The sequence below is a fragment of the Arachidicoccus terrestris genome (genome assembly GCF_020042345.1).
GTDB lineage: Bacteria > Bacteroidota > Bacteroidia > Chitinophagales > Chitinophagaceae > Arachidicoccus > Arachidicoccus terrestris.
In genome coordinates, this window is the sequence record NZ_CP083387.1 from 569,011 (window position 1) to 586,555 (window position 17,545).

Consider the following 17,545-nt stretch of genomic DNA (forward strand, 5'->3'; position numbering starts at 1 on the left):
CAAAGAACTTTCAAGGCTATACTCCCAATTTGTTGTAACTTTAGTAGTACAATAGTACTCTAATTAGAAAACAACTATAGCCATGGCAGAAGAAGTGCAACAACAGGAACAGGAACATCAGGTATCCATATTAAATATCGAACCGGTTACGCACAATGTTCTCAGAATCTCAGTAGAAAGACCCAAAAACTATAATTTTATTCCGGGGCAGGCAACAGAAGTAGCCATCAATAAAGAAGGATTTACAACCGAGCGACGGCCTTTCACTTTTACCGGTCTGCAGGACTGGGACCATCTGGAGTTTACCATTAAAACCTATACGGATCATCCGGGCGTGACCAATGAACTCAGAAGCCTGAAACCAGGTGATTCGCTGCTGCTTCATGATGTATGGGGAGCCATCCATTACAGCGGAGAAGGCATTTTTATCGCTGGCGGCGCCGGCATTACGCCCTTTATCGCTATTTTCAGGGATTTGCAGCAAAAGGGCAAAGTGGGAAATAACCGGCTCTTCTTTTCTAATAAGACCGAAAAGGATATCATCCTGAAGTCTGAGTTCGAAAAAATCCTTGGTGACAGATTCGTCAATATACTGACCGAACAAACTGACAGTAAATATATTCATGACAGAATCGATAAGGAATTCTTACGCAGACATGTTTCTGACATGAACCAGCATTTTTACATCTGTGGCCCGGATCCTATGGTCGCTGCCATACAACAAGACCTGGTTGATTTGGGAGCAGGGGATCATTTAATTACCGTGGAAGTTTAATTTCTGCCTCATGTCAGCTCAATATTTGCTTCATCATGATATCGGTCTGAACATCATCCCCTAAAATAAAAGTATGTTTATCAAAGGGCTCAAATCCGTTTTTTTCATAAAAACGAAGCGCCCTTTGATTTTTTTCCCACACACCCAGCCATATGTAGGGCGCTTTCTTTTCCAGGGCGACCTCTCTTGCTTTTTCGAGTAACAACTGCCCCAGTTTCTTTCCATGAAAATCCGCCAATACATAGATACGTTCGATTTCCAGGGCTTGAGATGTCTCAGCTTCTGTTTGTGCAGCTCCCCAGTTTAGTTTAAGATATCCGGCTACAGAAGTCCCTATTTTAATGAAAAAAAATAAGGATTCAGGGTTTTCAAGCTCCGCTTTCATCTTATCCAAAGCAAAAGAGGTGGCCACATATCGGTCCATCTGCGCTTTGGCATTATGAGGCCCGAAGGTTTCTGTAAAAGTCGCAATGCCGATTTCTCTCAACAGCGCTAATTCTGTTATGGACACTGGTTGAATTTGTACATTTTCCATACTTTATGGTTCTGTCATCTATATGTTGGATAGCGTGCAAAATAAAATAAGTTCGCGACTATTCCTGAAAAACCAATCAAGACGTAAATATTATTTTTTTTATTAATACATTATTGCCACATCTATTTAATCACGCTCGACATTGTCCAATCTTGTTTTAATCGCATCATCCAGGAAATACCCACCTGTTTTACTGGCTCCTTTATAGAATACCAAATGAGACAGCAGCTTTATATCTCGGATAATCGTAATTCTGCTGACGCTAATTAAAAAAACTAATTTTCCAGTCTTGATGCAAGGACTCAAGTACACTGACAGGATTATATGACTAAACTTCCGTTTTACAGTATCATTTACCATATCGTTTACAGTATCATTTATCTTGTCATTTATCCTGTCATTTATCTTGTCATCAAAAGTTCCACCTCGTTCATCATTGAAAAATCTGGCACCGACACTATCGTGTTGAAAACAGCTCCTTCTACAAAAGATACAGATTTGTTCGGCGCATAATATCGTATATATTTCGTGGTATTTCTGACGTCAGACCCTAATTCATCTAACCCAGCCTATATGAAGAAAAAACTTGTCAATTAAAGGGTTTTTAGGGTGAGGTATAAACTTCCGGGAATCTAAGGAACCGCCCCATTTGGAATGCTGGCGTTTTTAATCTCAACTCCGCCAAACATAACAAGCCCCGAAAAATCAGTTTTGATTCCCCGGGGCCTATGATGTATGTGACTTTACTTCGCAGCGTATAACCACTCCAAGCTAATCACTATTCATTATTCTCGCTAGAGATCAAAGATCGGTCTGCTCTCCATAAGCTACCGCTGTAGCTTCTTTAAAGCCTTCGCTCATGGTTGGGTGAGGATGGATTGCATTTAAGATCTCATGGGCCGTGGTTTCCAGTTTACGGGCTACCACTGCCTCGGCAATCATATCGGTAACATTCATACCGATCATGTGTGCGCCGAGCAGTTCACCATATTTGGCATCGTAAATGACTTTTACAAAACCTTCAGTCGCGCCGGCAGCCGCAGCTTTACCAGAAGCGATGAACGGGAACTTACCTACCTTCAGTTCATAACCCGCTTCCTTTGCCTGTGCTTCAGTCATCCCGACAGAAGAAATTTCCGGCTGGCAGTAAGTACATCCCGGCACATTACCGTAATCAATACCCTCCGGCTGGTGTTCCAGTTTCTTATTGACAAAACCGATATGCTCCGCAGCATTGATACCTTCTTTGCCGGCTTTATGAGCGAGCGCCTGATGAGGCGTGCAGTCGCCGATGGCATATACACCCGGTACATTTGTCTGTTGATATTTATCAACAACAATCTTACCTTTTTCAACGGTAACACCCAAGGTTTCCAGCCCTATATTTTCAACATTGGCAACGACACCTGCCGCGCTGAGTACGATGTCCGCCTCAATTGTAAAAGTGGATCCGTCTTTTTTCTTAACCGTAGAAACAGTTCCGGCACCTGAGGTATCTACGCTTTCAACACTCGCGCTGGTATAGATCTCGATACCTTGTTTCTTAAATTGTTTTTCCAGCTCCTTAGACACATCGGCATCTTCAACAGGAACCACTCTGTCGGCAAATTCAACGATCGTCACTTTTGTGCCGATGCTGTTGTAGAAATAGGCAAATTCAGTTCCGATCGCGCCGCTACCAACGATCACCATAGATTTTGGCTGCTCTGAAAGGACCAGGGCTTCCCTGTAACCAATGATCTTTTTGCCGTCCTGGGGAATACTGGGCAGGACTCTGCTCCTTCCCCCGGTTGCGATAATAATATTACCGGCATCCAGCGTCTGCTTGCTGCCATCGGCAGCAACCACTTCAATCTGAGATTTGGATTTCAGGGTAGCCGTACCCATCACCACGTCAATCTTATATTTTTTCATCAAAAACTGGACACCTTTGGACATTTTGTCCGCCACGCCACGGCTGCGCTTAATGATAGCTGCAAAGTCCGCTTCAATTTTCTCCGCTTTAAGTCCATAAGCATCAGCATGTTGAAAATAATTATTCACTTGGGCACTTTTTAAAAGTGCTTTTGTCGGGATACAACCCCAATTCAGGCAGATGCCACCCAGCAGTTCTTTTTCGATAATTGCCACTTTTAATCCCAGCTGAGAAGCGCGGATAGCTGCCGGATAACCGCCAGGACCGCTTCCGATCACTATTACGTCGTATGCCATAGAATTTGATTATGTTTAATTTATTAAAATACAACCGCGAAAATAAGGCATTTTGCCCATTCTGTAGGCTAAAAACCAGCCAATTTAATGCCGGTATAGCGACTACCCTTTCCGGTCCTTCCCGAGCAATTCGGCCAGCGCATCCTCCAGATTAGAATAAAGGAAGGTAAAACCATTTTTTAACAGGTGTTCCGGGTACACCCACCTGCTTTTCAGCAATAGCTCGCTGGAGGTACCGATAATACCTGCCCCTAACCGGAGCAAGGGTGCCGGAATTGGTAATCCGATAGGCATTTTAACCTGTTGACGCAATAATCGCATCAATGTTTTATTGTCAACCGCATGGGGAGCAGCCGTGTTAAACACACCCGACAACTGGCGCTGTTCCAGAAAGCGGACAATACGCACCACATCATCGATATGTATCCAGCTGAACATTTCCCGGCCATTACCCTGCGGCCCGCCAACACCAAATCTGGCCATTCTTACATAAGGCGCCAGTGCGCCGCCGTCCGTTCCCAGCACAATAGCAATCCTGAGTGCTGCCTGTCGGGTAGCCGGCAGCTGAAAGCTAAAAAAAGCCTTTTCCCAGGCCTTACCCACTTCTACCGAAAACCCTGTGCCGATTTCTCCATCCTTCTCGGTCATTTTCCGGTCTTCAGCATGACGGTAGATAGTCGCCGTACTGCTATTGATCCAGAGCTTAGGTGGGTTTTGGCAGGCCAAAATCGCCTCCCCTAATGTCCGGGTGGTCTCAAGACGGGAGGAAAAAACCCGCGCTTTATTTTTCTCCGTGTACCGGCAGTCGACCGATTTACCAGCCAGATTCACAACCAGTTCCGCATTTTCCAGCGCAGAAACGATTCCGGCAGTATCACTCCAGCGAAGATCTCCATTATTTCTCGAAATTACCAGAATCTGATAGCCTAGTCGTTGGTAGAATTCCTGCAGATGCCGTCCGATAAAGCCTGTACCGCCGGCAAGGATAATTTTCTTTTGAGCACTCATTATTGTGTATTTTTTGGATGAGCCACACCTTATTTATCTCTGAAGAAAAAATAAATTATTTTTTCACCAAAAGAACAATGCCCGTAGACCAGATCATTTTAGTCATGGACACCTTGTCCATTTGCCCCGTATGGTCAAGGAGAGCCCTTGCCTTCTCTGCATGTCCTTCCGGCCAGTTAGGTTGTTCACACATATCAAAAGTAGGCCAAACCGCAACAATTTTCAACTGTCAAAACGCGGAGATAATGATATTGCATAAACCCGCCTGCAACGACTGACGCCTGACTTAGTAAAAATCAGGCGTCAATATTATTATCATCCATAAGAGCAGCTATTTCAAAATATCATGCCCCATCTTATCTCTTTTGGTCTGCAGGTATTTTTCATTGTGCTGATTGGGAGCCGCTTCAATAGGAACGACTTCCACAATCTCAATACCATATCCCAATAAACCTGCTCTTTTGGTGGGATTATTACTCATCAATCTCAGACGAGTGGCGCCTAAATGGCGCAGGATCTGCGCGCCTACCCCATAGTCTCGTTGATCCGCCTCAAACCCCAGCTTCAGATTTGCCTCAACGGTATCCAGTCCTTCTTCCTGAAGCTTATAAGCCCTTAACTTATTGATCAGCCCGATACCTCTGCCTTCCTGATTCATATACAGCACCATGCCGGTACCCTCTTTTTCGACCATACGCATTGCCGCATGTAGCTGATCACCGCAATCACAGCGGAGGCTGCCCAGGATATCACCGGTTACACAACTGGAGTGCACCCTTGTTAATACAGCATCACCCGGTTTCCAGGAACCTTTGATCAACGCCAAATGCTCTGCCGCATTATTTTTTTCCTTAAAAGCCACCAACTGAAAATCACCATATTTAGTCGGCATATGCACGCGGACAACTTCCTCGATCAGGGAATCAGATTTTAGCCGGTATTCGATCAGATCTTTTATCGTTACGATTTTCAGGTCGTATTGTTCGGCCATAACCTCCAGCTGTGGCAACCTGGCCATAGAGCCATCTTCATTCATTATCTCCACTAACACGCCTGCTGGTTTTAATCCGGCCAAACGCGCCAGATCTACAGCCGCTTCCGTATGTCCTGTTCTTCTGAGAACGCCACCATCCTTTGCTCTGAGTGGGAAAATATGACCGGGGCGGCCAAAATCTTCGGGTTTAGCATCGTCGTCCACCATCATCCGGATGGTCTGCGCACGGTCATGGGCACTGATACCTGTGGTACAGCCATGGCCTAACAAGTCGATACTAACGGTAAAAGGTGTTTCATGAAGGGCAGTATTTTTGGGCACCATCAGTGTCAAATCCAGTTTATCAGCTAACGCTTCTGTTACCGGCGCACAGATCAGCCCCCTGCCGACCTTACTCATAAAGTTAATAATCTCCGGTGTGACACTCTCGGCCGCTGTAATAAAGTCGCCTTCATTCTCACGATCCTCATCATCTACCACGATTACCAGTTTTCCCGCTTTTATATCTTTAATCGCTGCTTCTATCGTACTTAGCATAAAATATTTGCCTTAACATATTCAACCAGGTAAGCAAGCCCGCCTCCCGGATTAGAAATGCAAAATTACAACTAAATCACCAAAGGGATCGCCCTGAACCGCTTAAACTCTATTTTAGGAAAGCCACTTCCATGCTACAATAATAAGGTAAAATAAATAAGTATATGATTATCAATAAACAAGAGCGCCCATTAATTTATAATAATTAATAAGACGCTCTTACTTGATATAAAACACCGGTCAAAAAAGCGACCTATCTCTTGCCGCTTAACAGATGTCATTCAGCACTATTTAGCAGGTTTCACCGCTTGTCTGGCCAGTAACTTCCAATTGCCATGGGTTTTCACCCAGACCAGCAAGATTTCCAGGCGAACTGTACCGGGCACTTTGTTATCGAAAGTTTTAGCTGAGAGCATATGGCGGACAGTAGCCGTATTGCCAATGATCTCAATAGATTGATCAGTAAGATCTATGGAAACAAAATCCGATCTGCCAGAGGTGATTCCTTCTACAAATTCCTTTTGGTTTTGTATAACACCGGAAGAATGGCCATAGCTCAGGTTCGGATAAGTCATTTTATACAGTGTAGTACCGTCTGCATCAACCATGGCCTTATTCAGTTTGCTGACCGCCTGTTTAATGGACTCAGCTGCTTTTTTTTGACCATAACTTGTTGCTACGCCTACCATAAAAAGCAAAAACGTACTCAGAAATAAATGTTTCATTTTCGTATTTTTTAAGTTGAACGATGATCATATAAATCGCGCCGGCTACTTGGCAGCGGCTATTCCACCTCAATGGGATGTGCTAACAGGTCAGCCTCTTGTTGCAACATGGCTTTAAATCCTGCAGCACTGTTAAAGGCACTGTCTGTTAACGCCCATCCGGCAAAGAACCGAAATGTCACAGGCACCCCTGCTTTTACAGGTACTTCCATCAGATAACTGCTGGTAATATCTGAAACGGGTGTCAGCTTTTCTCCTAAAGACCAGATTCTGGCACCAGCCGGCTGCGTGCTTAGAATCGCCATACCCAGATTATCATGATTTTCAGACTGTTTACCAAAACTATAAACAACTTTAGCCTGGTCTGTAACAATAGAATCCAGCTGAGCCTTGTAAAAATCAGCAAACCCCATATCTGCCTTCAGATCTTCAGGAAGCGCTTCGCCCTTCACCTCGATCTCACTGGTATAATCATACTTACCTGCAGTAATGCTTATTTTCTCCGTTACCGTTACCGGCTTTCCGGCCAGTTGCCAGGGATAGGTCATGAGAAAACTGGCCCTTAACGGTCCGTCGGATAATAACTGATACGTCTCACCTTTTATATCCTTTCCTCCCAGTCTGACCAGTGTATCCCTACCGTCTGCTTTCTGATAGTGAAAAGCAAGTGCACCGGCGCCCAGCGAACTACCCACTTTCAGGATATCCATACCCCAGTCTGCCAGATGGTGGTAACTGTTTCCGGGATTAGCCCCCACAGAATCCATAACCATTCCGGCAACCCTTTTACCATAGATATCTTTATTGTTCCGGGTATCAAAATATAACCGGAAGGCTACTTTATCATTTTCCCAGCCGGGACCTTCCGTCAGGTAAGGTGGAAGCGCTTTCTTTGAAAAATCCGTCGGCGGATTCTGATCCGGCATCTGTACGGAAGGTCGGCTTTCTCCAAATGTCTGATCTTCATTTTTAAGCTTCATGCGGGCATGTGCAATTGACGGTCCCTGAAACACCGGTAGTGTATCTGTTTTTTGTAGTTCTATTTTTACGGAAGCGGAAGCTTTCATCGGACAAAGCAATACCACTTCATCCCATTTACCGTCCCTGTCCAAATCATCGTACTGCGCGGTTAAAGGACTTCCGCCCGCAGCAAACCGCAGATAAAAATTATCTAAAGACCCGGCCTTAGCTTCCAACTGTTTTCTGGTCAGCACCACAGTCGCTTCAGGCCTGTCCACCCCCATCGTATTTTTCAGCCTCAATTCACTGTTTTTTTGCGCGTCAGAATTCCCGGCGCAGCTAAAAAGCACCAGTAAGGCCGCAGCGGCCATTAAAGTCTTATGCATGTTCCATTGATTTTAATACGCTTAAAAATAAATAGTTCAGCCCTATTTTAAATCACTGATATCTACCATATCCATATCGGAATAGGTATAATTCTCGCCGGCCATACCCCATACAAATCCATAATTGGAAGTACCGCAACCCGCGTGAATAGACCACGGAGCCGACAGGATCGCTTCGTTATTATTCACCACCAGATGACGGCTTTCTGAAGGTTCTCCCATTAAGTGGATCACCCGCTGATCCTTCGGTACGTCAAAATAAAAATAGGCTTCCATTCTGCGTGTATGCGTATGTGCGGGCATCGTATTCCAAACGCTGCCGGTATCTAGTATGGTTAGCCCCATCACCAGCTGACAGCTTTTGATGCCGTCTGCATGAATATAACGGTAAATGGTCCTTTTATTAGACGTTTCCAGACTACCCATCTCTGAAGGGAAAGCATCTTTCTTGGCATAATGTGTCGTAGGATACTCAGTATGCGCAGGCGCAGACAACATATAGAAAATAGCCGGGTTAGATGTATCTTTAGAAGCGAAGCTGACCGCTTCTGTATGCAGTCCGACATACAGACAATCCAGCTTTTCCAGATCATAAGTCTTATCGCCCGCCTGAATGGTCCCGGGACCGCCCAGATTGACTACGCCCAATTCTCTTCTTTGCAAAAAATAGTCTGCTTTTAATTCCGGTTCATTTTCGAGTTTCACGGTCGCATCTACAGGAGAAACGCCCCCAACAATAACACGGTCATAATGACTGTAAACCAATTTTAATTTATCTTTTTGAATCAGCTCTTCAATGAGAAAATTCTCTCTGAGTGCCTGGGTATCCATTGCTTTAGTCTCTTTGGGACTATTTTGAAATCTAACTTCCATCATGTGTCTTTAAATTTATTTTTGTTTAATAAAGAGTCTTATACTGTGGCAGACCGGGAAACTTATCTGCCCATCCAGCCACCGTCTACATTGAGTATCGTACCGCTGACATAGTCGGCAGCCTTACTGGCCAGATAAACAACGGCGCCTTTAAGATCTTCCGGACTCCCCCAGCGGCCCGCGGGGATTCTTTCCAAGATCGATTTGCTCCTGACAGGATCTGCCATCAGGTTCTTGGTATTATCTGTCGCAATATACCCCGGTGCAATGCCGTTGACCTGAACACCTTTAGCGGCCCATTCATTGGCGAGTGCCTTTACCAGTCCGGCTATACCGGACTTGCTGGCCGTATACCCCGGCACATTAATACCCCCCTGATACGAAAGCATCGAGCAGGTAAAAATAATTTTGCCATTTCCACGAGCGATCATGTCTTTACCGAATTCCCTGGCCAGCACAAAAGGCGCATCCAGATTAATCGACAATACTTTGTCCCAATAATCGTCGGAATGTGTCGCGGCAGGCTCCCGCATAATGGTCCCCGCATTGTTGACCAGAATGTCAATGGCCGGCTGCTCATTTTTAACCGTTTTAATAAATGTATATATGCTTTCCCGGGAAGAGAAATCAGCATTGTATTTGGTAAATTTCCTTCCTAATGCCAGTACTGCCTCCTCTGTATCAGAATGATCAGGGAAGCTGGAGCTGACACCGATGATATCGGCGCCCGCTTCTGCCAGCCCGATAGCCATTGCCTGGCCAATTCCTTTATTGGATCCTGTAACGATCGCTGTTTTTCCTTCCAGGTTAAATGCACTTATAATTGCCATTTTTACGCTTATTTTAAAGTTTACAATTTCCTAAACATGTTTATTCTCGCCTTCGGCAGCTTTCCCGCCCTGGCCTGTTTCCAGTTCAATCACAAATGGCTGATTATGGACCGGGCTCTCTACATGAATAAAGACTTCACCTCCGTCCAGCGGTTCTATCTGCAGGTTCTTATTATCCCGCAAAAGGTAAGCCTTTTTGATCTGTTGGTTTTTGGCGGGTTTTACTTTTAACGCCCTGTTAATAGGCACATTAAAAACAATCATATAAACCTTCCCGTCTTTTCTGCTTTTGGTATAATAGCCCCAGTCTTGTTTTTCCCAGCCGGCATAACCTGCATTGTAAATGGCCGCATGATTGACCTTCATCCAGTCACCGATGGCTGCAGCGGTCTCCACTTCTTTCTTTCTAAATGTGCCGTCGCCCCTGGGGCCAAAGTTAACGACAAAATTACCATCCAGTGAAACGCATTTAGCGAGCATCTCTATCAGCTCATAAGGCGTTTTCCAATGCCCCATCCAGGTTTTTGCATACCCCCAGCCATTTTGCGGTATGGTCATAACACAATCCCAGTCATTGCCTCTGGTAGCCGCATAATCTTCCGGGATCTTTCTTTCCCAGCCTTGCTCATAATCTCCCATTAAGTGCCCATTCGCATCAAAATGGCGATTACCATAATCATCTGCTCTAAGCCGGCTGCCAATAATGAGTCCCGGACGGATCTTTTTCAGGTATTGATCCAGGCTATCGGAAAAAGCACCGCTTTTCTTCCAGCTATTGTCCCAGGTCCCATCAAACCAAAGGCCTTTTGTCTCTGGATACAAAGTTAATAACTCAGTCAACTGGTTTTTTGTAAAGGCCTTGAAGCGGTTAAAGGCCACCGTATCAGCGGCCGATTTAAGGTCATAACGCCAGTTGGGCTGATGCCAGTCCATGACGGAAAAATACAGATAAACGTCAATACCCGCCTTATCAAAGGCTTTGACCATGGGTCCGATCATATCCTTTTTATAAGGTGTCTTGGTTATGTTGAAATCAGAATATTTACTAGGCCAGAGACAGAACCCGTCATGATGTTTTGTGGTAATGGTCACGTATTTGACACCCATATCTTTCGCCATCTTCGCCCAGGCTTCAGGATCAAAATTTTTTGGGTTGAACTTTTTATACAGATTATCGTATACCTCATGTGGTAATTTATCCCAGGAACGGATCCACTCAGCGGCACCGCTATAATGCATACCGTTATAATCTCCGCCTAAAACGGAATAAAGCCCGAAATGAATAAATTCCCCCAACCCATAATCCCGCCACCGGTTCATGGCCGGATCGGTTCTGCGTCCTTCTCTATGCGCGCCATATTTAAGCGGCACTTCTTTTTTCTCTTTTTCTACGATTTTCTTGCTCTTCTTGCCCCACTGAGCCTGCAAATAATGAGGTGTGGTCATCACCACCATCAATATGGCAGATGTGGCCACAATAACTGTTTTAACCAGGCCTGCGGGCCTGACTATTCCACCGGCCGGCATTGTCTTTCGCAGGCTGATAAAGATCTGTTTCGAAAACTTTGATAACGTTTTCAAAGTAAGTGTTGTAAAAAGCATGGCAGTGCTATTTTATTGATTTACGTTAATTAATAATCTACATGATAATCCTTGTGGAATGGCTTTCCACTCCAGGCAGCCTTAGCGGTCCAGTCAGCAGGAGCGTTTGTCCAGAAAGGATTGTTGGCCGGTAATCCCAGGGGCAAAAAGCTAAGCGTTGCCATGTAAAGACTTCCGGTCGAAGTATAATAATCGGCCACTTCGGGCTGCGGTCCGCAAAATCCCAGCTCCAGCCAACCCTGATTATCAAAGCTATTGATTTTTGTGAACATATTGTAACATACTTTGGTCAGGGCGCCGCGTACCTGTGCGGGATCAATATGCTTAGGTAATTTTTCCTGCCAGCTCACCATGGCGAGTGCCTGGAAGGCCCCCGTTCTATAAGGAATAGAGCGGCCAATCGGTGGATAGGTTCCTTCGGGAGAGATCATCTTTTCCTGTTGCTCTGCATAACGGACCATTCTCTTATGTGCCTGCAGATACTCTTTTTCTTCCACTAGCTGATGGTCACTCAGTATTTTCAGGGTGTCCACCATAAAAGGATGCATCACGTAGGCGTTATAATAATCAAAAGCGAATCTCGGACCGTCACTATACCACCCGTCCCCTACGTACCAGCTCTTGAGCCTGTCCACGCCATGCATCAGGCGTTCTTTATCATATTGCTCTCCAATAGAAAGTAAGAATGCTTCAGCCATCGACCCGAATATCACCCAATTACTTTCGAAAGGTTTTCTGTCACGCAGTGATTTAACCTCCTTGACAACTCTTTTTTTGGTCAGTTCATCCAGGGGCTCCCATAAGGCTTTAGGGGCCCGGATAAATGCCTGCACATAATAGGCGGTATCGACGATCGGCTGCATTTCCCTATGAAAATTCAGGTAATCTTTCGAGGCCGGGTTAACCGTATGTGGCAGCCCTTTGAGTGCGGCTTCTCTGAGTGTTTTACGTAATTTACCTTCTTTCGTATCATCATCGGGTAATGCAAGCCAGGGAGCGACCCCTGCCAGCGTGCGGCCAACCGCTTCCAAATAGGTCACATCAATTGTCCGGCTATCAAAAGTGGGTGATTTTTTCACCACCATATTTTTCCTCAGCTCATCTTTTGAGAGATTCAGTAAAACAGGAGCTGCCATTTTATACAGCAGGTCCACCCAATACTGACGGTCCGCCGCTCCATCTTTTAATAATCCCGCAGGTGCCGTCATACCCGGATCACCGGAAGTATCGCTCCTTTTGGTGGTATTGCCTGCCAGGAGTTTTACAGGGAGACCACCCAGCGTAATAGCGCCGCCCAACATAAATCCTTTCAGCAATTGTCGTCTGTTTGCCATACTATTCAGTGTTGTTTTTTGGTTCTGTAATCGATTTTAGAAGGAGAAAAAAATTATAAATACCAGTCCTTGTAACGACTGAGCGCTTCCAGATAATAATAATCTGCATAGGATAGCGGGCTGTCAACTTCAGAACCAAAAGGTTTGGCACCGGTGGAGTGCATCAGAATAAAATCACCGTTTTTCCCCAGCTGGGCGCGGTACTTATCGGAGCTGAGCGAAACCAATATCTTTTTCGCGGCCGCAACGTAGGTCTTCGCGTCTTTTCGTGACGCATACTGTGCCAATTCTAATAAAGCAGATGCGGTAATGGCGGCTGCAGAAGCGTCACGGGGTGCATCCGGAATGCCAGGTGCGTCATAGTCCCAGTAAGGAATCATATCTGCCGGCATAGACGGACTTGTCAGGATATAATGGGCGATATGCAGTGCCTGGTTCAGATAAGCCTTGGTTTTGGTAAAACGATACATCATGGTGTATCCATATAAGCCCCATGCCTGGCCTCTGGCCCAGGAAGAACTGTCGTTAGCACCCTGCCACGTTCTCTTTGCGATGACGGCACCGGTATTAGGGTCATAATCAATCACATGATAAGAACTATAATCGGGTCTAAAATGATTTTTAATAGTGGTATTGGCATGTTCTCTGGCAATATGCAGATAACTGGTATCTCCCGTATGAGCGCTGACCCAGCAAAGCAATTCCAGATTCATCATATTATCAATAATAACAGGACAGGTAAAGTTCTTACTTTTATTCCAGGACTGAATGGCATGCACTTTCGGCCGGTAGCGCAATGCCAGCGTTGCGGCTGCCGTATCCAGCGTTTTGGCGTAACCGGGATCGCGGGTAATTTTAAACGCATTGCCAAAGCTGCAATTAATCATAAATCCCAGATCATGATTGCCTTTGTAATGCTTCATAGGAGCCAGTACTTCCAGCCGTTTTTCTGCCTCTGCTTTGATGGCTTTATCTCCTGTCTGTTCATAAATTAACCAAAGCGTGCCGGGATAAAATCCACTACACCACCACTGCATATTGCTAAACACACTTTTTCCGGTCTTGGGATCAAAAGTCTGTGGCATTTTATCGGCCGGTGTCTGCTTGGCCATCAGCTTATATTGCCTGGCGGCAAAATCAAACTGCGTTTTGATCATGGCTTTCATAGCCGATTTACTTTGCGCCTGAAGGCTTCCCATTGTAACCAGTACGCAAAAGGCTGCTAATAACAATTGTCGAATGCGAAGTCGTTCTCGTAACATGTTTTAATTCCGATTTAGCGTTTAAAGAATTGTTTGGTGAATAATTGGGTCTTTCCAAGCAGCGGAAATAAACCATATTGATTAAGTGGACAGCCGCCTGATTAATTGGACGGGCATAACGGTAGGCGCCAGTAATTCCGCCGGATTCAGGTTTTTATGCTGTAGCCTTGCCATCAACACCTCGACGATCTTCTCTCCCATTTTTTCAGGATACTGTTCAATGGTGGTAATGGAAGGGGTGATAATTTCACTGCGAGGATCATTGGAATAACCGACGATCTTCAGATCCTGTGGCACTTTAAGTCCCATTTCCTTGGCAAACTTTAATGCAGCGATGGCCGTTGTATCATTGTCGGCAACCAGGCCATCGGGCATATCCGGCCCTTCAAATATCTTCTTCAGAGCAATGCGTGCATTTTCTTTATTCAGTTCCTGATAGAACAGCCACTCTTTCCGTACCGGAAGCTCAGCAATCTTCATCGCGTTATAAAAACCCTTTAGCCGGTCCTGATACAAATTACAGTCCAGGGGACCGGAAATATGCGCAATCTTCTTACACCCGATTTCGATTAAATGTGAGGTAGCCAGATAGCCCCCCTGTATATCATCCCCCTTAATGACCATCGCATTTGTTTTACCTACCGGCACACGGTCATAAAAGATCAGCGGTGTTCCGCTCGCCATCAGCTGTTCAAAAGGTGTAAAATCAGTGGTATGTAACGTACAGGCAGCAATGACCGCATCTACCCGGACAGACTGCAGTGCCCTGATTAAATCCTTTTCCATATCTACGGAATCGCCCGATTGGCATATGGTCAGGTTATAGCCGTGTTTATACAGGATGTTCTGAATAGTAGTTATTACTTCCGCGTGAAAAAACATGGAAATCCGGGGAACGATCAGGCCGATGGTACGCGTCTTATTGCTTCTCAGACCGGAGGCAATATTGTTGCGTTGGTAGCCTAATTTCTCAATCATTTCCAGTACCTTCTTTTTGGTCGCTTCTTTCACGTACGGATGGTTATTCAGTACACGCGAGATTGTGGCCGGAGAGAGACCCGTAGCTTCAGCCACCTGGATAATAGTGTTACTCTTGGGCTTTTTTTTGATTTCTGCCATAAAATGAGTTTAAAATCTTGGGCATTGAATATGCTGTTATGTAACCTCTATCAATTCAAAATCAGGCGCCTATTAATGAAAACGATTACATAAAAACAAACATTAATTTGGTAAATTTAAATGCTTCCTGTCAAAATGCCAAATTAAAGATATTTTCCGTAAAAACCAGCTCTTTTTTATGGAACATTCGCTACATAGGCTGATCTGGCAAAGGGCCAGGTCTCACACCTAAACCAGGTGCGCCGCTAACCGATACCTTGCCCGCTTCTATTGTCAGGCCGGTACCGCCCGGGGCAGCCAACAAAAGCGGCCCATCCATGTCTACATAATCGAGTTGCGGTAAAAACTGTGCAATAGCCGCCGACCCAATGACGGTTTCATTCATTGAGCCCATCATCACTTTCATTTCCCGCTCTCTCGCTTCACGGATCAGCACTCTTGCCGGCGTAATGCCACTACATTTGGTAAGTTTGATATTAATACCGTGGAAACATTTTTCTATACCTTTCATATCGGAGAGCCGGACACAGCTTTCATCTGCTATCAGCGGCAGTGGTGAAGCGTTGTAAAGTGCCTGCATTTGTTCCAGATCCCAGTCAGTCTTAGCTCTGGCCATAGGCTGTTCTACCAGTTCTACGCCGAGTTCAGCGAGCCGGGGCAGCATCTCCAGCGCCTTTTCATATGTCCAGCCTCCATTCACATCCACCCTAAAAGGGCTATCCGTCACCTGGCGGAGCGCCCTGAGCATTGCAAGATCGTCAGCCGCTCCTAATTTAATCTTATAGACGGGCCAGGGCATGGCTTTAATTTTGGCTGCCATCTTATCAATTGCATCCAGCCCAATGGTATAGTCTGTAAGCGGCGTATTTTGCCAGGTACTCCCCATTAACTGATAGACAGGCGTCCTGTTCATTTGACCATATAGATCCCAACAGGCCATGTCTAAGGCACATACTAAAAAAGGATGTTCGGGCAGTAAGTGATGCAGGTAGTGCCAGTAACGCTCCGGATCGGTGAGTGCAAACTTCTCAATAAAGAGTTTCTTGGCTTTAATTTCACGCACCATTTTCTCCACTGTCACATCATAATAACTGATCGCGGGTGCTTCTCCCCAACCGGTAAGTGGCCCGAGGGACAATGAAACGATCAGGGCCGGTTGACTGGATTTGGAGCGCCCCCCGGAAATAGTAAATGTGTCTTTAAAGGGCGTGTCTATTACATGATACTGAAGCTTCATCTGCACTTACTTTATGACAAAGGTAAGGCATAAACTATAGATACGGATTATAGGCAATCTCCCAGTAATTATCTTCCGGGTCTTTAAAGTAGCCGCTATACCCGCCCCAAAAAACCGTTTCAGGTTCTTTTTGAATCGAGACGCCCCTTTCTTTTAAAAAGGCGAAAAACGCATCTACTTTTGTAATGGAATCAAAATTAATGGCCAGACTCATGCGTTTAAAACTACCCGGAGGAGCGGGCTGATAGCCATCCAGGCCAATATCTGCGGCCAGATCCACCTCTCCAAACAAGGCAAAAATGAGCCCGGCGTTCATCTTAAAAAAGCGGACGCCCTCCTGCTCTTTTTCCATTTGCCAACCCAAGGTGTCCCTGTAGAACCGGGTCAGTAAATCAAGATCTTTAACACCAAGGGTAATAAAACTGATCTGAGGATTCATAGGTCGTATTTTTTTCGACAATAATTAAAACAGCCCGTATAACAGACGGTCGATTTTATTGATGATCTCGCCCAGATGCTCCTCGTTTTCCGCGAAGTTGACATGATCGACATCAATCACGAGTAAAGGCCCTTCTTTATAGCCTTCAATCCATTTATCATAGAGCTGGTTGAGCTTTTTGAGATAATCCAGCCGGATATTGTCTTCATATTCACGGCCACGCTTCTGAATCTGCGCCACCAGGGCCGGTACAGAAGCCTTCAGGTAAATCAACAGATCCGGAGGCTTGATCATTTTTTTGAGCGTTTCAAAAAAATGATAATAATTATTAAAATCCCGGGTACTCATCAGACTCATGTCATGTAAGTTGGGCGCAAAAATATTGGCATCTTCATAGATCGTACGGTCCTGTATCACCGTCTCCGTGCCGTGGTCGATCTCTATGAGCTGCTTGAGGCGGCTGTTGAGAAAATAAATTTGCAGCTCAAAACTCCACCGGGCCATATCTTCGTAAAAATCTGTCAGATAGGGATTATGATCCACATCCTCAAACTGTGGGATCCATTTATAGTGTTTGCTCAGCAATTCCGTAAGGGTTGTTTTGCCTGCACCGATATTGCCGGCAATGGCGATATGTTTAGGCTTCTGTTTTGCTGCTTTTGCCATCAGGTTGATTTAGGTTATAATACAGTAAAGAACGCCCAGGTGTCTGTTAGAC

The 17,545-nt window shown here is 45.3% G+C and carries 16 protein-coding genes; 1 reads left to right on the forward strand and 15 read right to left on the reverse strand.

Annotated features, from left to right (window positions below; translation table 11 throughout):
- The first annotated feature begins 82 nt into the window (after nt 1–82).
- Entirely contained in the window at nt 83–775 is a 693-nt protein-coding gene (locus tag K9M52_RS02215) for a ferredoxin reductase domain-containing protein (RefSeq protein WP_224070440.1), read from the forward strand.
- Nucleotides 776–788: 13 nt separating this feature from the next.
- Here K9M52_RS02215 and K9M52_RS02220 read toward each other — a convergent pair whose 3' ends face one another.
- The 15 genes from K9M52_RS02220 to K9M52_RS02290 form a co-directional block, all read right to left on the reverse strand.
- Nucleotides 789–1,310, reverse strand: coding sequence for a GNAT family N-acetyltransferase (locus K9M52_RS02220; protein ID WP_224070441.1), 522 nt, complete (start codon nt 1,308–1,310; stop codon nt 789–791).
- Nucleotides 1,311–2,111: 801 nt separating this feature from the next.
- On the reverse strand, nt 2,112–3,521 hold the full coding sequence (gene lpdA / locus K9M52_RS02225) for a dihydrolipoyl dehydrogenase (protein WP_224070442.1): 1,410 nt from the start codon (nt 3,519–3,521) through the stop codon (nt 2,112–2,114).
- Between the two features lie 102 nt (nt 3,522–3,623).
- Nucleotides 3,624–4,529, reverse strand: a complete 906-nt coding sequence (locus tag K9M52_RS02230) for a TIGR01777 family oxidoreductase (protein ID WP_224070443.1) — start codon at nt 4,527–4,529, stop codon at nt 3,624–3,626.
- 331 nt (nt 4,530–4,860) lie between these two features.
- Nucleotides 4,861–6,060, reverse strand: coding sequence for a bifunctional 3,4-dihydroxy-2-butanone-4-phosphate synthase/GTP cyclohydrolase II (locus K9M52_RS02235; RefSeq protein ID WP_224070444.1), 1,200 nt, complete (start codon nt 6,058–6,060; stop codon nt 4,861–4,863).
- Between the two features lie 287 nt (nt 6,061–6,347).
- Nucleotides 6,348–6,785: a nuclear transport factor 2 family protein gene (locus tag K9M52_RS02240; RefSeq protein WP_224070445.1), complete on the reverse strand. Its 438-nt coding sequence runs from the start codon at nt 6,783–6,785 to the stop codon at nt 6,348–6,350.
- A 59-nt stretch (nt 6,786–6,844) separates the two neighbouring features.
- On the reverse strand, nt 6,845–8,131 hold the full coding sequence (locus K9M52_RS02245) for a DUF4861 domain-containing protein (RefSeq protein ID WP_224070446.1): 1,287 nt from the start codon (nt 8,129–8,131) through the stop codon (nt 6,845–6,847).
- Between the two features lie 42 nt (nt 8,132–8,173).
- Nucleotides 8,174–9,007 carry a 5-dehydro-4-deoxy-D-glucuronate isomerase gene (gene kduI, locus K9M52_RS02250; protein ID WP_224070447.1) on the reverse strand — a complete coding sequence of 278 codons (834 nt, stop codon included), beginning with the start codon at nt 9,005–9,007 and terminating at the stop codon, nt 8,174–8,176.
- A 59-nt stretch (nt 9,008–9,066) separates the two neighbouring features.
- On the reverse strand, nt 9,067–9,834 hold the full coding sequence (kduD, locus tag K9M52_RS02255; RefSeq protein WP_224070448.1) for a 2-dehydro-3-deoxy-D-gluconate 5-dehydrogenase KduD: 768 nt from the start codon (nt 9,832–9,834) through the stop codon (nt 9,067–9,069).
- A gap of 30 nt (nt 9,835–9,864) precedes the next feature.
- A complete protein-coding gene (locus K9M52_RS02260; RefSeq protein ID WP_224070449.1) occupies nt 9,865–11,436 on the reverse strand; it encodes an alpha-L-fucosidase in 1,572 nt (523 codons plus the stop codon).
- A gap of 29 nt (nt 11,437–11,465) precedes the next feature.
- Nucleotides 11,466–12,770: a DUF2264 domain-containing protein gene (locus K9M52_RS02265; protein WP_224070450.1), complete on the reverse strand. Its 1,305-nt coding sequence runs from the start codon at nt 12,768–12,770 to the stop codon at nt 11,466–11,468.
- A 53-nt stretch (nt 12,771–12,823) separates the two neighbouring features.
- Nucleotides 12,824–14,032 carry a glycoside hydrolase family 88 protein gene (locus K9M52_RS02270; RefSeq protein ID WP_224070451.1) on the reverse strand — a complete coding sequence of 403 codons (1,209 nt, stop codon included), beginning with the start codon at nt 14,030–14,032 and terminating at the stop codon, nt 12,824–12,826.
- Between the two features lie 81 nt (nt 14,033–14,113).
- Entirely contained in the window at nt 14,114–15,151 is a 1,038-nt protein-coding gene (locus K9M52_RS02275) for a LacI family DNA-binding transcriptional regulator (RefSeq protein ID WP_224070452.1), read from the reverse strand.
- A gap of 190 nt (nt 15,152–15,341) precedes the next feature.
- Nucleotides 15,342–16,388 (reverse strand): dipeptide epimerase, encoded by a 1,047-nt coding sequence (locus tag K9M52_RS02280; protein WP_224070453.1) that lies wholly within the window; start codon nt 16,386–16,388, stop codon nt 15,342–15,344.
- Nucleotides 16,389–16,422: 34 nt separating this feature from the next.
- Nucleotides 16,423–16,827 carry a VOC family protein gene (locus tag K9M52_RS02285; RefSeq protein ID WP_224070454.1) on the reverse strand — a complete coding sequence of 135 codons (405 nt, stop codon included), beginning with the start codon at nt 16,825–16,827 and terminating at the stop codon, nt 16,423–16,425.
- 24 nt (nt 16,828–16,851) lie between these two features.
- Entirely contained in the window at nt 16,852–17,493 is a 642-nt protein-coding gene (locus K9M52_RS02290; protein ID WP_224070455.1) for a deoxynucleoside kinase, read from the reverse strand.
- Nucleotides 17,494–17,545: the final 52 nt, after the last annotated feature.

Bases quoted from the DNA above. Each gene is read 5' to 3' on its own strand.
- kduD (WP_224070448.1), bottom strand. From the start codon at position 9,834: ATGGCAATTATAAGTGCATTTAACCTGGAAGGAAAAACAGCGATCGTT.
- K9M52_RS02265 (WP_224070450.1), bottom strand. From the start codon at position 12,770: ATGGCAAACAGACGACAATTGCTGAAAGGATTTATGTTGGGCGGCGCT.
- K9M52_RS02230 (WP_224070443.1), bottom strand. From the start codon at position 4,529: ATGAGTGCTCAAAAGAAAATTATCCTTGCCGGCGGTACAGGCTTTATC.
- K9M52_RS02260 (WP_224070449.1), bottom strand. From the start codon at position 11,436: ATGCTTTTTACAACACTTACTTTGAAAACGTTATCAAAGTTTTCGAAA.
- K9M52_RS02285 (WP_224070454.1), bottom strand. From the start codon at position 16,827: ATGAATCCTCAGATCAGTTTTATTACCCTTGGTGTTAAAGATCTTGAT.
- K9M52_RS02270 (WP_224070451.1), bottom strand. From the start codon at position 14,032: ATGTTACGAGAACGACTTCGCATTCGACAATTGTTATTAGCAGCCTTT.
- K9M52_RS02245 (WP_224070446.1), bottom strand. From the start codon at position 8,131: ATGCATAAGACTTTAATGGCCGCTGCGGCCTTACTGGTGCTTTTTAGC.
- kduI (WP_224070447.1), bottom strand. From the start codon at position 9,007: ATGATGGAAGTTAGATTTCAAAATAGTCCCAAAGAGACTAAAGCAATG.
- K9M52_RS02240 (WP_224070445.1), bottom strand. From the start codon at position 6,785: ATGAAACATTTATTTCTGAGTACGTTTTTGCTTTTTATGGTAGGCGTA.
- lpdA (WP_224070442.1), bottom strand. From the start codon at position 3,521: ATGGCATACGACGTAATAGTGATCGGAAGCGGTCCTGGCGGTTATCCG.
- K9M52_RS02220 (WP_224070441.1), bottom strand. From the start codon at position 1,310: ATGGAAAATGTACAAATTCAACCAGTGTCCATAACAGAATTAGCGCTG.
- K9M52_RS02215 (WP_224070440.1), top strand. From the start codon at position 83: ATGGCAGAAGAAGTGCAACAACAGGAACAGGAACATCAGGTATCCATA.
- K9M52_RS02280 (WP_224070453.1), bottom strand. From the start codon at position 16,388: ATGAAGCTTCAGTATCATGTAATAGACACGCCCTTTAAAGACACATTT.
- K9M52_RS02275 (WP_224070452.1), bottom strand. From the start codon at position 15,151: ATGGCAGAAATCAAAAAAAAGCCCAAGAGTAACACTATTATCCAGGTG.
- K9M52_RS02235 (WP_224070444.1), bottom strand. From the start codon at position 6,060: ATGCTAAGTACGATAGAAGCAGCGATTAAAGATATAAAAGCGGGAAAA.
- K9M52_RS02290 (WP_224070455.1), bottom strand. From the start codon at position 17,493: ATGGCAAAAGCAGCAAAACAGAAGCCTAAACATATCGCCATTGCCGGC.